Annotated in this window: 10 protein-coding genes; 6 read left to right on the forward strand and 4 right to left on the reverse strand. The window is 75.0% G+C overall.

Translation table 11 applies throughout. The annotated features are described in order from the left end of the window. The first annotated feature begins 110 nt into the window (after positions 1-110). The gene (locus ABZ404_RS03825; protein ID WP_358833624.1) at positions 111-2999 is read left to right on the forward strand and encodes a hypothetical protein; all 2889 of its coding nucleotides are present in this window, start codon (positions 111-113) and stop codon (positions 2997-2999) included. Between the two features lie 17 nt (positions 3000-3016). On the opposite strand, the gene ABZ404_RS03830 is transcribed toward ABZ404_RS03825, so the two are convergent. From ABZ404_RS03830 to ABZ404_RS03840, 3 genes are all read right to left on the reverse strand, one after another. Beyond that, entirely contained in the window at positions 3017-3580 is a 564-nt protein-coding gene (locus ABZ404_RS03830; RefSeq protein ID WP_358833625.1) for a GNAT family N-acetyltransferase, read from the reverse strand. 43 nt (positions 3581-3623) lie between these two features. Further along, positions 3624-4871 (reverse strand): GAF domain-containing protein, encoded by a 1248-nt coding sequence (locus tag ABZ404_RS03835; protein ID WP_358990184.1) that lies wholly within the window; start codon positions 4869-4871, stop codon positions 3624-3626. A 352-nt stretch (positions 4872-5223) separates the two neighbouring features. Continuing rightward, entirely contained in the window at positions 5224-6870 is a 1647-nt protein-coding gene (locus ABZ404_RS03840) for an acyl-CoA dehydrogenase family protein (protein WP_358837012.1), read from the reverse strand. Positions 6871-6887: 17 nt separating this feature from the next. Between ABZ404_RS03840 and ABZ404_RS03845 the strand changes: the two genes are divergently transcribed. After that, positions 6888-8072: a YihY/virulence factor BrkB family protein gene (locus ABZ404_RS03845; RefSeq protein ID WP_358837011.1), complete on the forward strand. Its 1185-nt coding sequence runs from the start codon at positions 6888-6890 to the stop codon at positions 8070-8072. Positions 8073-8112: 40 nt separating this feature from the next. Beyond that, positions 8113-8835, forward strand: a complete 723-nt coding sequence (locus tag ABZ404_RS03850; RefSeq protein WP_358837010.1) for a DUF6597 domain-containing transcriptional factor — start codon at positions 8113-8115, stop codon at positions 8833-8835. Here ABZ404_RS03850 and ABZ404_RS03855 read toward each other — a convergent pair. Continuing rightward, entirely contained in the window at positions 8775-9167 is a 393-nt protein-coding gene (locus ABZ404_RS03855; RefSeq protein ID WP_358837009.1) for a VOC family protein, read from the reverse strand. The two genes, ABZ404_RS03850 and ABZ404_RS03855, sit on opposite strands and share 61 nt — an antisense overlap. 108 nt (positions 9168-9275) lie before the next feature. On the opposite strand from ABZ404_RS03855, the gene ABZ404_RS03860 reads away from it, so the two are divergent. The 3 genes from ABZ404_RS03860 (at position 9276) to ABZ404_RS03870 (ending at position 13798) form a co-directional block, all read left to right on the forward strand. Beyond that, positions 9276-10823: a hypothetical protein gene (locus ABZ404_RS03860; protein ID WP_358837008.1), complete on the forward strand. Its 1548-nt coding sequence runs from the start codon at positions 9276-9278 to the stop codon at positions 10821-10823. Positions 10824-11041: 218 nt separating this feature from the next. Next, a complete protein-coding gene (gene rsgA, locus ABZ404_RS03865) occupies positions 11042-12160 on the forward strand; it encodes a ribosome small subunit-dependent GTPase A (protein ID WP_358837007.1) in 1119 nt (372 codons plus the stop codon). A gap of 201 nt (positions 12161-12361) precedes the next feature. Next, positions 12362-13798 (forward strand): AlkA N-terminal domain-containing protein, encoded by a 1437-nt coding sequence (locus ABZ404_RS03870; protein WP_358990105.1) that lies wholly within the window; start codon positions 12362-12364, stop codon positions 13796-13798. Positions 13799-13871 lie beyond the last annotated feature (73 nt).

The raw sequence follows: 13871 nt of genomic DNA on the forward strand, positions 1-13871 counted from the left end.
GTGTGGTCGGCGTCACGCCGGGGGCGACCCGGCCGTCCGCCGGACACGGCAGCGCCCGTGCTCCTATCCTGCCTGAGCCGGACAACGGCAGGGGCGAGGGGGGCACGCTCATGGGGGGACATCCGGCGTCATGGATCCCGGCGGCCGGGGCCTTCGTCCTCGGCGTCCTGCTCCTGAAGCTGAAGGACTGGTTCAAGGCCCTCGTCGACAAGGCGGCGGCCCTCCTCTACGACCGGCTCGCCGGCAGTGCCCTGCTCGCCCGCACCGCGCTGCGCCGCTACATCGTCCGCGTCCACGAGCGCCACGAGCGCTTCTCCGTCTCCTTCCGGGTCGACGACTCCCAGACCATGGACATGGCCTCGGTGTACGTGCCGCTGCGCACCGCCTCCGGCTTCGGGGCGGGCGCCGAGCAGACCGAGGCCGCCGTCTCGCTGCACGAGGCCCGCCACGCCGTGGTCCTCGGCGTCCCCGGTGCGGGCAAGACGATGCTGCTGCGCCACACCGTCCTCGCCTGGTGCCACGAGCGCTACCGCCCGCAGGATCCGCCGCGCCGCGCCTGGTACGGCCGCCGCCGCCCGCCGAGGGCCGAGCCCGGCGAGCTCGTCGACGTACCGGTCCTGCTGAAGCTGCACGAGGTGAACCTGGACGAGGGGAACCTGCGTGACCACATCGTGAAACACTTCGGGGACCATGACTTCCCGGGCGCCGGGAAGTGGACCGACCGCGCGCTCGCGGAGGGCCGCCTCGCCGTGTACTTCGACGGACTGGATGAGGTGCCGACGGCCCGGCGCAAGGAGGTCGCGGACGCGATCAGGCAGTTCACCCGCGCCCATGCCAAGTGCCGGACCGCGGTCACCTGCCGGATCGCCGTCTACCGCGGCGAGTTCACCGAGGACGCCGACCGCACCCTGCGCGTCCAGGAGTTCGACGAGCGCCTGGTCCGCCGCTTCCTGCACGGCTGGCCCTGGCCCGAGCACCTGCCGGCCGACACCGTGGAGCAACTGCTCGGCGCCCTGCGCGACACCCCGCAGCTGATGCCGCTGGCCCGCAACCCGCTGCTTCTGACGATGATCGCGTACCTGTACAGCCATGTGTACGCGGGCACGGACCAGATGCTTCCGCACACCCGCGCCGACTTCTACAAGCAGGTCACGGACAGCCTGCTCGACGACCGCCGGCGCGACGCGCGCTTCTCGCACCCGGTGAAGAAGGCGGTCCTGCAACGCCTCGCGCTGGCCGCCCAGGACGTCCCCTCCGACGTCCACGACCGTCTGGCGCTGCCGGAGCGCGAGGTGCTGACCCATGTACGGGCCGCACTCGCGGAGCAGGGCCGCCCCGAGGAGCGGGCCCAGGAGGTCCTGGAGGAGATCGTCGAGCGCAGCGGGCTGCTGCTGGCCGTGGACAGCGGGGAGCGCTACCAGTTCGCCCACCTCACCCTCCAGGAGTACCTGGCCGCGACCCGTCTGGCGGCCGACCCCGCGGGCCTGCTCGCCCGCTACCGCCGCGACCCGGCGGCGTGGCGGGAGACGGTACGGCTGTGGTGCGGGGCGGAGCCGCGCGACTGCACCGAGGTGGTCCGGGCGGTGCTCGCACAGGACGCCGTCCTGGCGTTCCAGTGCCTGGCGGACGCGCAGGTGGTGGACGAGACGCTGGCCCGGCAGATCGTGTCCCGGTTCAGACACCGGCTCGGCCGCGAGACGGGCCAGGACCGCCAGGCGGTGATCGCGGCGTTCGGCGTAGTGGCGGGGGACCGCAGACCCCGGGGCCGGGCGGTCTTCGGCCTGCTGGTCGAGATGGCCGCCGCCCCGGCCGGTCCGGGCCGCACGGCGGCGGTCGCGGCGCTGGCCGCCACCAATCTGCCGAGCGCGGCCCAAGAACTCGCCGGGCTGCTTCCCCGGGTCCCCGAGGCCGGACCCGCCCTGGCGGGGATGGGGGATCTGGCGGTTCCCGCGCTGCGGACGGCGGCGTTGGGGGGAAGCCCGGAGGCGCTGCGCGCCCTGTGGACGATCCGGACCCCGCGCGCGGCGGTGGCCCTCTCCGCCTCCCTGGTGGACACGACATCGGTGGAAGCCGCTTTCTACCTGGGCGACCTGCTGCGGGACCGCGCGATCGAGGAGGCGCTCCGGGAGACCCCGCAGCGGGTGCGCGTACCCGACTACATGTGGGTGTGGCAGCCCTTCGCGACCGGTCCCCAGGACCCGGTCGTCCGGTGCGTCAGCCTGATCGCGGGCGCGATCGTCGGGGCGGGGGCAAAGCCGCCGCCCGGGGTCGAGGTGGATCCGAGGATTCTGGTGGCGCTGAGCGTGGTGCGGTGGGGGGAGCCGTGGCCGGACCCGTCAGGGGACGGACCGGAAGAACTCCGCCGCGTCACGGTGCTGAGGGAAGCCTCCGCGGTCCGGCCGGATGCGACGGATCTCCAGACCCTGCTCGCGGACGCGGCACTGCTCGCCGCCGGTTTTCCCGCCGCGCGGTCGCGGATGCTCCGCCTGCTTCCCCTCCCGCTGCGCCCGGCCGTCACCGACGTCCTCTACCAGCGAGGGGCGTTCCCCGCCTCCGCCTGGGAACGGGCCGGCAAGCCCGTCCAGCACCCGGATTACGTCTACGACCGCAGCTGGCACCTGCGCGTCCTGCTCGCCCTCGTCCTCGCGGTCTCCGGCCACGCCGCCGAGCGTGCCGCCGAGGCGGCCGTGGACTGGCACCCCTGGGGGCCGGTGTGGCTGGCGTGGGCGGCCGTCCTGATCATCGCCGGGGGGTGGGGGCTGCTCCTCACGCGCCGGCTGCTGGGGCTCGTGATGGTGCCCTTCGTCTGTCTCTACGCCGCCGTCGCCTGGTCGGATCTGTGGGGTGCCGTCGCGGCGGTAGGCGTCGCCGTCACCACCGCGGCTGCCTGCACCGCGCTCGCACTGCGCGGATCCCTGCTCGCCGAACGCGCCCACGGCCCCGACCACGTCCTGCACCGCCTCATTCAGGACCACCTCGGCCCGCCCGCACCCGGCTGAGCCCCGCAGGAGAAGCGCTAGTACGCCCCCGGCCAGGGCCCCGGCGCCGCGACCTCCTCCTGCTCCTCCACCTTGGTGTCGAAGAGCCGGAAGCCGCGCCGCAGGTAGTTGTCCATCGCGTGCTCCCCGTCCAGCGAGCACGTGTGCAGCCACACCCGCTTGGTGGTGTCGCGGCCCGGCCAGCGGTCGGCCAGGTCCCAGGCCCGGGCGACGCCGTACGAGAGCAGGGGCCCGCCGATCCGGCGGCCCCGGAACGCCGGGACGAGCCCGAAGTAGACGATCTCCACCGCGCCCTCGTCCTGTGCCTGGAGCTCCACGTACCCGGCCGGCGTGCCGTGCTCGTACGCCACCCAGGTCTCCACGCCCGGCCCGGAGAGGAACTCCCGCCACGCCGCGTACGACCACGACAGGCGGTCCGTCCAGCGGATGTCGCCGCCGACCGCCGTGTAGAGGAAGCGGCTGAACTCCGGCGAGGGCACCTCGGAGCGGACGATCCGTATGCCCTCGGCGGGCTCGGCGGCGGGGCACAGGTCGGCCGGGGACGTCTGCTCCAGGGACCAGGTGGTGACGGGGATGCTCATACCGCCACCGAATCACGGCCCCGGCTTCGCCATCAAGCGCGGGTCAGTGCGGGTGGTGGCGGGCTCCGCGCACCGCCGGGGCCGTGGAGTGCGGCAGCAGGTCGGCGGGGTGGTCGGGCCGGACCACCTCCACCTCCACGTCCTCCGCGAACCGGTACGGCCGGTGCGCGAGCACCTCGGCCAGATGGCGCCGCAGCCGGGACATCTCCGCCCGCACCGTCACCGTACGCGTCGGGTCCTCGAAGATGTCGTCGGCCAGCTGCGCGGCCGTACGCCCCGAGCGGTGCAGGGCCAGGACGTACAGGAGCTCGGCGTGGCGCGGACTCAGCTCCTGCGCCCAGCTGCCGGCGTCCCCCGAGACCGTCACCGACGCGCGGCGCCGGCTCAGGTCCAGCACCACCCGGCGCGGCGCGTCCGCCGGTCCCGCGCCGTCACCGACCACCCGCACCAGCCAGCCGCCCGGCAGCGGCTCGACCGCGCACATCCCCAGCGAGGGCAGCCAGACCCGGCCCGCCCGGAACGACTTCGGCAGCGGCAGCCGGTCCACCGGCGGCATCCCCGTCACCGCGGCCGTCCAGCCGTTGGTGTCCACCGCGAGCGCCCGGCCCCCGATCCGGCACAGCACGGGCGCGGCCACCGTCCGCAGCCGCTCCACGGCCGCCAGGTGGCGGGTGCGCAGCTCGGCCTCGGCCAGCCGGGCCACCGAGGTGACGAAGGCCAGGGTCGCCGGGTGCATCGTCGACAGCGGGCCGCTCACGTCCACCACGCCCAGCAGCCGCCCGTCGCGCGGATCGACGACCGGCGCCCCCGCACACGTCCAGGTGTGATGGGTGGAGAGGAAGTGCTCGGCCGAGTGCACCAGCGTCGGGCGGCCGGTCACCAGCGGGGTGCCGACCCCGTTGGTCCCCACCGCCCCCTCGCTCCAGTCGGCCCCGACCTGGAAACCGAGCGCGTCGGCGTTCCTGAGCACGGAGGCGTGGCCCTCGCGCCACAGCAGCCTGCCGTCGGCGTCGGAGACGACCATGATGTGCTGGGCCGCGTCCGCGACCGACACCAGCGCCTCCCGCAGCACCGGCAGCACCTCCCTGAGCGGCGAGGACTGCCGGCGCCGCTCCACCTCGGCCAGCGGCAGCGGCCGGACGTGCCCGGCGCCGTCCGGGTCCAGACCGCGGCGCAGCACCCGGCGCCAGGACGCGTGGATCTCCGCGCGCGGGGCGGGTGTGGAGGGGAGTCCGGCGAGCGTGGCGGCCCGCATGCCCTTGAGCAGCCGGGTGGCCTCCCGCACGTTCATCGCCGCCAGCCGGGCCGCATCGAGGGTGGTGGTGTCCTGCACTGGGTCCTCCTGTCGGCACCCGCGTTCCGAGGGGGAGTTGAACTCGGGCGCCACGCATTCATCGTGCCCGCCCGGGCGTTCGCGCGCGGCGATATGCCGCACATGGTTGCAACCCTTTGCAACTCTCGCGAACGGCCGCGCGTGTGTACGAAGGTGGTGGAACACCGGACGTCCGGTCGTCATGGCCCGTCAGGGCGCATGAGAGTGCGGGGGTGGTGCCGTGTCGGCGCAGCACCACCCCCGACGCACGTCCCGGTCAGGGCGCCCGGGCCGCTGAGGCCTCGGGCGCCCGCTCCGTACGCGCCGGCGCTCAGACCTCCGCGCGCGCCCGCTGGACGACCGCGCCCAGGTCGAGCGTGTGCGGCAGCGTCCCGAACGCCGAGCCCCAGTCGCCGCCGAGGCGGGACGCGCAGAACGCGTCCGCCACCTCCGGCGGCGCCCAGCGCACCAGCAGCGACCCCTGGAGCACCAGCGCCATCCGCTCCACGATCCGGCGCGCCCGCGCCTCGACACCGTCCAGGTCCGCCAGCTCCGTCAGCAGGTCCTTGATCGCCCCGTCCAGCCGGTGGTCCGCGCCGCGCGCGCGGCCGACCTCCTGGAGGAAGGCGTCCAGGGCCTGCGGCTCGCGCTGGAGCGCCCGCAGCACGTCCAGCGCCTGGACGTTGCCCGAGCCCTCCCAGATCGAGTTGAGCGGCGACTCGCGCAGCAGCCGGGGCAGCCCGGACTCCTCCACGTACCCGTTGCCGCCCAGGCACTCCAGGGCCTCGGCGACGACCGGAGTGCAGCGCTTGGTCACCCAGTACTTGGCGGCCGGCACCGCGAGCCGCAGCAGCGCCTGCTCCTCCGGCGACCCCGTGCTCTGGACGGCGTCCTGCGCCGCCGCGAGGCGCAGCGCCAGCGTGGTCGCCGCCTCCGACTCCAGCGCCAGGTCCGCCAGGACGTTCCTCATCAGCGGCTTCTCGATCAGCACCCCGCCGAACGCGCCGCGGTGGGCCGCGTGGTGGATCGCCTGCGCCACGCCCTGGCGCATCAGCGCCGCCGAGCCGACCACGCAGTCCAGCCGGGTCGCCGCCACCATCTCGATGATGGTGCGCACCCCGCGCCCCTCCTCGCCGACCCGGCGCGCCCACGTCTCGTCGAACTCGACCTCGCCGGACGCGTTGGACCGGTTGCCCAGCTTGTCCTTGAGCCGCTGGATGCGGAACGTGTTGCGGGTGTCGTCGTCCAGCACCCGGGGCACCAGGAAGCAGGTCAGCCCGCCGGGCGCCTGGGCGAGCACCAGGAACGCGTCGGACATCGGCGCCGAGCAGAACCACTTGTGCCCGGTCAGCAGATACTCGCCGCCGTCCCCCAGCGGCCTCGCCCGGGTGGTGTTGGCCCGGACGTCGCTGCCGCCCTGCTTCTCCGTCATGCCCATCCCGAAGAGCACCCCGGCCTTGTCGGCGGGCGGGCGCAGCCCCTCCTCGTACACATGGGAGGTGAGCCGGGGCTCCCACTCGGCGGCCAGCGCCGGGTCGGTCCGCAGCGCGGGCACCGCCGCGTGCGTCATCGACAGCGGGCACCCGTGACCCGCCTCGGCCTGCGTCCACACCAGGAACCCGGCGGCGCGCCGCACATGGCCCCCGGGCCGCCCCCAGGCGTCCGTCAGGCCCGCCCCGACGGCGTGTCCGAGCAGCCGGTGCCAGCTCGGGTGGAAGTCGACCTCGTCGATCCGGTTGCCGTAGCGGTCGTGGGTGCGCAGCTTGGGCGGGTTCTCGTTCGCCAGGACGCCCCACCCCTGCGCCTGGGAGGACCCGGCGGTGCGCCCGAGGCCGCTGAGCTCCTCGCGCGCCTTTGCGGCGAGATCGGGCGCCAGATGCCGTTCCACCCCCTCGGCGAGAGCGCGGTCGGACAAGAAGACGTCGTATCCCACCAGGGGCGGAGCCTGGTTGGTCACTGTGTGGGTGGTGGCTGCCATGCCGATACGGTAAGGAGGTGCAGCCAGCAAATGAAACACCCGAGCGGCCAGCGGGCCGACTCCACCGGGCCCCGAGCCGACTCCACCGGGCCCGTGTCCTCTACCGCAACGTGTCGAAGCGGAAGATGGCCTGGCTGCTTCTGAAGGACACCGTCAACTCGTGCATCGAGTACCGCATCCTGGGGCTTGCGGCCGAGGCGGCGTTCTTCACCCTGCTCTCGCTGCCCCCGCTGCTGCTCAGCCTGATCGCGCTGCTCGGGTACGTCGACGGCTGGACCAACACGCACACCGTCGACACCATCAGCAAGAACATCCTCACGGCCGCCCAGTCGGTCCTCTCCGACCGGGGCGTCCACGACTTCGCCGAGCCGCTGCTGGCCGACGTCACCAAGGGGAAACGGCCGGAAATCGTCTCCCTCGGCTTCGCCTTCGCCCTCTGGTCGGGCTCCCGGGCCGTCAACGTCTTCATCGACACCATCACCGTGATGTACGGGCTCGACGGCCGGCGGGGCATCGTGCGCACCCGGCTGCTCTCCCTGCTGCTCTACGTCGTGGCCCTGCTCATCGGGGCGGTGGTGCTGCCGCTGGCGGTGGTCGGCCCGGACCGGGTGGTCGAGCTGGTCCCGTGGGGAACGGACGTCATCAGCGTCCTGTACTGGCCGGTGATGATCCTCCTTTCGGTGGCATTTCTGACCACCCTCTTCCACGTGTCGGTACCGGTCCGCTCGCCGTGGATCGAGGACGTGCCGGGCGCGCTGGTCGCCCTGGCGATGTGGGTGATCGGCTCGTTCCTGCTGCGGATCTACCTCACCAGCACGGTCGAGGGCCCCACGATCTACGGGTCGCTGGCCGCGCCCGTCGCCGTCCTGCTGTGGATCGGCGTGTCGGCCTTCGCGGTCCTGGTGGGCGCGGCCGTCAACGCCGCGATCGACCGCGTGTGGCCCTCGGTCGCCACGGCCGCCGCCCGCGCCGCCAACGAGCGGGTCAAGGCGGCCCAGGCCGCCGAGATCGTCGCCCGCGCGGCCCAGGCCCGGGCCGCCTACCAGGGCGATCCGGAGGACTACGACCCCGCGGACTTCGACCCGGCCGACACCGGGATGCCCGCGGAGTACCCGGAGCGCTGGTCGCGCTTCCTGCCGCCGGACCACGTGAAGGCCCGGCTGCACGGGACGCGCGACGGGCACGGCAAGGACAGGTCCTAGCGCCGGGCTCCGGCCGCCCGGCCGCGTTAGCCTCGAAGACATGTACCGAGAGCGCGCCTCGCGGCTTGCCGGCGCGGTCGTCTGGGCGCGCACCATGGAGGCGGGAGCCGTCCGCCCCGTCCTGCCGGACGGCTGCATGGACCTGCTGTGGTGCGAGGGAAGACTGCTCGTCGCCGGCCCCGACACGCACGCGTACGTACCGGACGCGCCGCCCGGGGCCCGGTTCGCGGGCGTGCGGTTCGCGCCCGGCGCGGGGCCCGCGGCCCTCGGCGTACCGGCGCACGAACTGCGCGACCGGCGCGTGGACCTCGACGCGCTCTGGCCGGGCGGTGACGTGCGCCGCCTCGCCGAGCGGATCGCCCAGGCACCGGACCCGGCCGTCGCCCTGGAGAACGCCGCCCTGGCCCGCGCCGGGGAGCCGGACCCGCTGATGCGGGCGGTGGCCGAACGGCTCGCGGCGGGCGCCACGGTCGCCGCGACGGCCGAGGCGGTCGGACTGGGCGCCCGCAGCCTGCACCGCCGCTCGCTGGCCGCCTTCGGCTACGGCCCCAAGACCCTCGCGCGCGTGCTGCGCCTGCAACGCGCCCTCGCCCTGGTTCTGGAGGGCGTGCCGTACGCCGAGGCGGCGCTCGCCGCCGGCTGCGCCGACCAGGCCCACCTCGCCCGCGAGACGCGCGACCTGGCCGGCACCACCCTCACCGGCTACGCCGAGGCCGCGAAGAGCGAGACGCCGACCCCGTCCGGGTCGTGGAGCGTCGCGTAGCGCTGGCCCCAGAAGGCGTCGAAGGGCTTGAGGTGGCCGGAGTACCCGGCCGCCACCAGCTCCTCGTACAGCCGGTCCACCGCCTCCGGCCCGTCGCAGACGAAGGCGAGGTCCGCCCGGCCGCCGCCCCGCGGACGGGTCCACCCCGGGTCGAAGGAGCACATCACCTCCTCGGTGTCCCACAGGATGCGGGTGCCGCCCGGGAGCGTGTGCTCCACATGCGGTTCGGTGTCGGCCGCGGCCGGGATGTCCAGGCCCAGACGGCGGTAGAAGGCGAGCGAGGCGGCCATGTCGGAGACGACCAGGCCGATGGAGTCGAATCGTGCGTTCATGGCCTCAACGTAGGACGCGGCAGGGGCGCCGGTCTTGAAGGAAACGGACACCCGCGCACAGGCGTGCTCCGCCTGCCGGGGCCGCCCCGGGCCGCGTAGGTTGGGCGCATGGCTGCCGCCGATCAAGCTACCCGGTCCCTGTCCGGCCGTCCGGCCGTACGTCCCCCGCGCCCGGACACCGTCCGGCTGGCCCTGGTGGGGGTGGTGCTCGCGCTCGCCTGCGGCGCGGTCCAGCTGGCCACCGGCGCCTGGCGGCTGCCGCTGGGCTGGGACGAGACGGTGTACGTCAGCCAGGTCGACCCCCGGGTCCCCGACGCCTTCTTCAGCGAGCCCCGGGCCCGCGGAGTGAGCTGGCTCGCCGCGCCCGCCGCCCAGCTGACCCGCTCGGTGCCGGTGCTGCGCGCCTGGATGCTGCTGCTCGCGGCCACCGGCCTGACCCTCGCCTTCCGCCCCTGGCTGACCCTGGTGGGCCGCCGCGTCGTCCTGCTCGCCGCCGTGCTCTTCAGCGGTCTGTGGGTGGTGCAGTTCTACGCGGGCGAGGTCATGCCCAACCTGTACGTCGCCTACGGCGCGCTCGCCGGGGCGGGCTGGTTCCTGCACGCCGCGGCGGACCGGGAGCGGCGGCGCGGCCCGCTGTGCGCGGTGGCGCTGAGCGTGGCGTTCACGGCGCTGGTGCGCCCCTACGACGGTGGCTATCTGGCGCTCGCCCTGCTCGCGGCGGTCCTCGCGGTACCCGCCCGGCGGCGGACGCGGCCCGCCCTCGCGGTCCTGGGCGGTCTGGCCGCCGGTGTGCTGCCCTGGGTCGTCGAGGCGTATCTGCGCTTCGGCGGCCTCCTGGAGCGGGTGCACGGGGCGGGCGAGGCGCAGGGCGGCCTCAGCCTGCACAACGCGCTCGGCATGAACCTGATGACCCTCAACGGCCCGCTGCTGTGCCGCCCCTGCACCTCCGGCTGGCCCAACCCCCATCAGAGCGCGGTGTGGTGGCTGGCGCTCCCCCTGCTCACCGCCCTCGGCGTGCTCTGCGCGACCAGGGCCGGGCGGGGGCGCCCGGCGCTGCTGGCGGTGTGGTGCGCGGCGGCGCTCGGCGTGCCGTACCTCTTCGGCATCGGCTACGCGGCCCCCCGCTTCCTGATCCCCGCGTACGCGCTGCTCGCCCTCGTCGTCGCCGAGTGCGCGGCCGGGGCGGTGGCGGCGGCGCGCGGGCGGTGGCGGACCGTGGTGGTGGCGGCCGTCGCGGTCTGCCTGGGGCTCCAGCTCTGGGGCCAGTACGGGATCCTGGACCGGCGCACCGCACGCCAGCAGGCGCTGCGCTCGGACGACCAGTGGCTGGTGGCCCGGCTCGGGGAGTACGGCATCCGCCCGCCCTGCACCATCGTCGGCGACCAGTCCCAGCCGCAGGCCTTCTACGGCGGCTGCTCCTCCCACGCCAGCGACCGCCGCGACCGGACGGCGACGGTGCCGGGCATCGTGGCGGCCGCCCGGCGCACCCCGCTCGCCCTCGTCCAGTCGGCGCCCAACCCGCCCGCCTACGCCCGCTCCTGGCCCGGACGCAAGGTGGTCACGCCCCGGACCGGGACGGTCTGGTACGTCTTCCTGGCGCCCGCCCCGCAGAACTCCCCGCAGACAGCCCCGCGAGCGGCCGGCGGGCGTGGATAAATGAGTTGGCCGGGCCCCGGGCCCGGCGTTATGGTGACTGCGTTCCGTGCGGCGGCCGTTGGCCGATCCGTATGACCCTGCGACCGAACCGGGAGGTGTGACCGATGGCTGTCATGGCGATGGGCGCTGCCCTCATCCAGAAGTGCGTCAATTCCACTCCCGTGGCCGCCGGCTGAACCCAACGCACCGCCGGGGCCACCCTTGTGAAGGGTCCCCCCTTGTCCTCCTCTTCTGCTTCGCAGCAGTCGCACACCTCCCTGCCCTCGCACCCCCTGGCCCGCTACGGCTGGGACGACGCCTGGGCCGCCGCTTTCGCCTCCTACGCCGACCAGGGCCTGCTGCCCGGCCGGGTCGTCCGCGTCGACCGGGGTCAGTGCGACCTCGTCACCGCCGACGGTCCGCTGCGCGCCGACACCGCCTTCGTCACCCCGCACGACCCGATGCGGGTCATCTGCACCGGTGACTGGGCCGCCGTCGACCCCGGCGGCGACCCCCGGTTCGTCCGCGCGTATCTGCCGCGCCGCACCGCCTTCATCCGCAACACCTCCTCCAACCGGTCCGAGGGGCAGATCCTCGCGGCCAACGTGGACCACGCGATCATCGCGGTCTCGCTCGCCGCCGAGCTGGACCTCGGGCGGATCGAGCGGTTCCTGGCCCTGGCGTGGGAGTCGGGCGCGCAGCCGCTCGTCGTCCTCACCAAGGCCGACCTGGTGCCCGACCCGGTCGGGCTCTCCTATCTGGTCCGGGACGTGGAGACCGCCGCGCCCGGCGTCCAGGTCCTGCCCGTCAGCTCCACGGCCGGCGACGGCGTCGAGGTGCTGCGGGCGGTCGTCTCGGACGGCACCAGCGTGCTGCTCGGCCAGTCCGGCGCGGGCAAGTCCACCCTCGCCAACGCGCTGCTCGGCGCGGACGTGATGGAGGTGCGGGCCACCCGGGACGTCGACAACAAGGGCCGGCACACCACCACCACCCGCAATCTGCTCGCCCTGCCCGGCGGCGGTGTCCTCATCGACACCCCGGGGCTGCGCGGAGTGGGCCTGTGGGACGCCGAGACCGGCGTCGCCCAGGTCTTCGCGGAGATCGAGGCGCTGGCGGGGGAGTGCCGCTTCCACGACTGCGCCCACGAGGCGGAGCCGGGGTGCGCGGTGCTCGCGGCGATCGAGGACGGTTCGCTGCCCGAGCGGCGCCTGGAGAGCTACCGCAAGCTGATCCGCGAGAACCAGCGGATCGTCGCCAAGACGGACGTGCGCCTGCGCAACGAGCTCCGCCGCGACTGGCGGCTGCGGTCCGCCGAGGGCCGGGCGAACTACGCCGCCAAGCGGGGCCGCGTGCGCTGACGGCCCCGAAGGCGGGACGCGGACAGCGCGTCGTCCGCCGACCGTGCCGGGTCGCCCGCGCGGTTCCCCGCGCCCCGGAGCAGTCCGGGGCCGCGGGGAACCGCGCGCTCGGCCGCGACCAACCCGCGGACGCCCCCCGGCTCTCAGCGCCGTGTCCGATTCCCGCCAGTCCCCGCCTCCGTCCGCGCGCACACTGGACAGGTGACGACGTACGTGGAGAGCGACACGAGGACGCCCGGCGAGGCACACGCGGCCGACGAGACCCGGTACGAGGCCGTCAGCAGCCGGGACGCCCGCTTCGACGGCGTGTTCTTCTTCGCCGTGACCACCACCGGCATCTACTGCCGCCCCAGCTGCCCGGCCGTCACCCCCAAGCGCGCGAACGTCCGCTTCTTCCCCACCGCGGCCGCCGCCCAGGGCCACGGCTTCCGCGCCTGCCGCCGCTGCCGCCCCGACGCGGTGCCCGGCTCCGCCGAGTGGAACGTCCGCGCCGACGTCGTGGGCCGCGCCGTCCGCCTGATCGGGGACGGCGTGGTCGACCGCGAGGGCGTGCCCGGCCTCGCGGCACGCCTCGGCTACAGCACCCGGCAGGTCCAGCGCCAGCTCACCGCCGAACTCGGCGCCGGCCCGGTCGCCCTCGCCCGCGCCCAGCGCGCCCACACCGCCCGGGTGCTGCTCCAGACCACCGGGCTGCCGGTCACCGACATCGCCTTCGCGGCCGGGTTCGCCAGCGTGCGCCAGTTCAACGACACCATCCGGCAGATCTACGCCCGTACCCCCAGCGCCCTGCGCGAGGAGTCCGGAGCCCGTGCCGGGTCCGGCCCGGCCGCCTTCGCCGCCGGCATCCCGCTGCGCCTGGCCCACCGCGGCCCGTACGCCGCCGGCCCGGTCTTCGACCTGCTCGCCGAGGAGGCCGTGGCCGGCGCCGAGGAGATGACCGGCGAGCCGGGGGCGCGCACCTACCGCCGCACCCTGCGGCTGCCGTACGGCACGGGCATCGTGGCCGTCGACGAGGCCCGCCCGCGCCGGGGCGGCTGGCTTCAGGCCCGTATCCACCTCACCGACCTGCGCGACCTCACCACCGCCGTCCAGCGCCTGCGCCGCCTCTTCGACCTGGACGCCGACCCGTACGCGGTGGACGAGCGCCTCGCCGCCGACCCCCGCCTCGCCCCCCTGGTCGCGGCCCGGCCCGGGATCCGTTCGCCGGGAGCCGCCGACCCGGACGAGTACGCGGTACGGGCCCTGGTGGGCCGGGGCGTGGCGCGGGAGCTGACCGAGGCGTACGGGAAGCGGCTCGACGTGCCGTGCGGCTCGCTCACCCACCTCTTCCCCGAGCCCGCCGCCCTCGCCGCGCACCCCGACCCGGCCCTCGCGGGCCTCGCCGCCGCGCTCGCGGACGGCAGGCTGCGCCTGGACGCGGGCGCCGACCGCGCGGAGGCCGTACGGATCCTGCGCACCCTGCCCGGCCTCGACGCCCGCACGGTCGCGCTGATCCGCACACGGGCGCTGGGCGAGCCGGACGTGGGGTTCGACGACGGGACGGGGAGCGTGCACGGCACCGACGAACCGTGGCGGCCCTGGCGCTCGTACGCCCGTCAGCACCTGCGCGCGGCCGGAGTGTCCGGCTCCGTCGCGTAGGTCGCGTAGGTCGCGCGGGGCGCGGACGGCGTCGGCCGGCGGGCGCGGGGCGGGTCCGTCTGGGAACGTCGGA

Source organism: Streptomyces sp. NPDC005878 (genome assembly GCF_040629815.1).
GTDB lineage: Bacteria > Actinomycetota > Actinomycetes > Streptomycetales > Streptomycetaceae > Streptomyces.

Coding starts and splice junctions, on each gene's coding strand:
- ABZ404_RS03850 (WP_358837010.1), top strand. CDS start 8,113: ATGTACCGAGAGCGCGCCTCGCGGCTTGCCGGCGCGGTCGTCTGGGCG.
- ABZ404_RS03855 (WP_358837009.1), bottom strand. CDS start 9,167: ATGAACGCACGATTCGACTCCATCGGCCTGGTCGTCTCCGACATGGCC.
- ABZ404_RS03825 (WP_358833624.1), top strand. CDS start 111: ATGGGGGGACATCCGGCGTCATGGATCCCGGCGGCCGGGGCCTTCGTC.
- ABZ404_RS03840 (WP_358837012.1), bottom strand. CDS start 6,870: ATGGCAGCCACCACCCACACAGTGACCAACCAGGCTCCGCCCCTGGTG.
- ABZ404_RS03835 (WP_358990184.1), bottom strand. CDS start 4,871: ATGAACGTGCGGGAGGCCACCCGGCTGCTCAAGGGCATGCGGGCCGCC.
- ABZ404_RS03860 (WP_358837008.1), top strand. CDS start 9,276: ATGGCTGCCGCCGATCAAGCTACCCGGTCCCTGTCCGGCCGTCCGGCC.
- ABZ404_RS03830 (WP_358833625.1), bottom strand. CDS start 3,580: ATGAGCATCCCCGTCACCACCTGGTCCCTGGAGCAGACGTCCCCGGCC.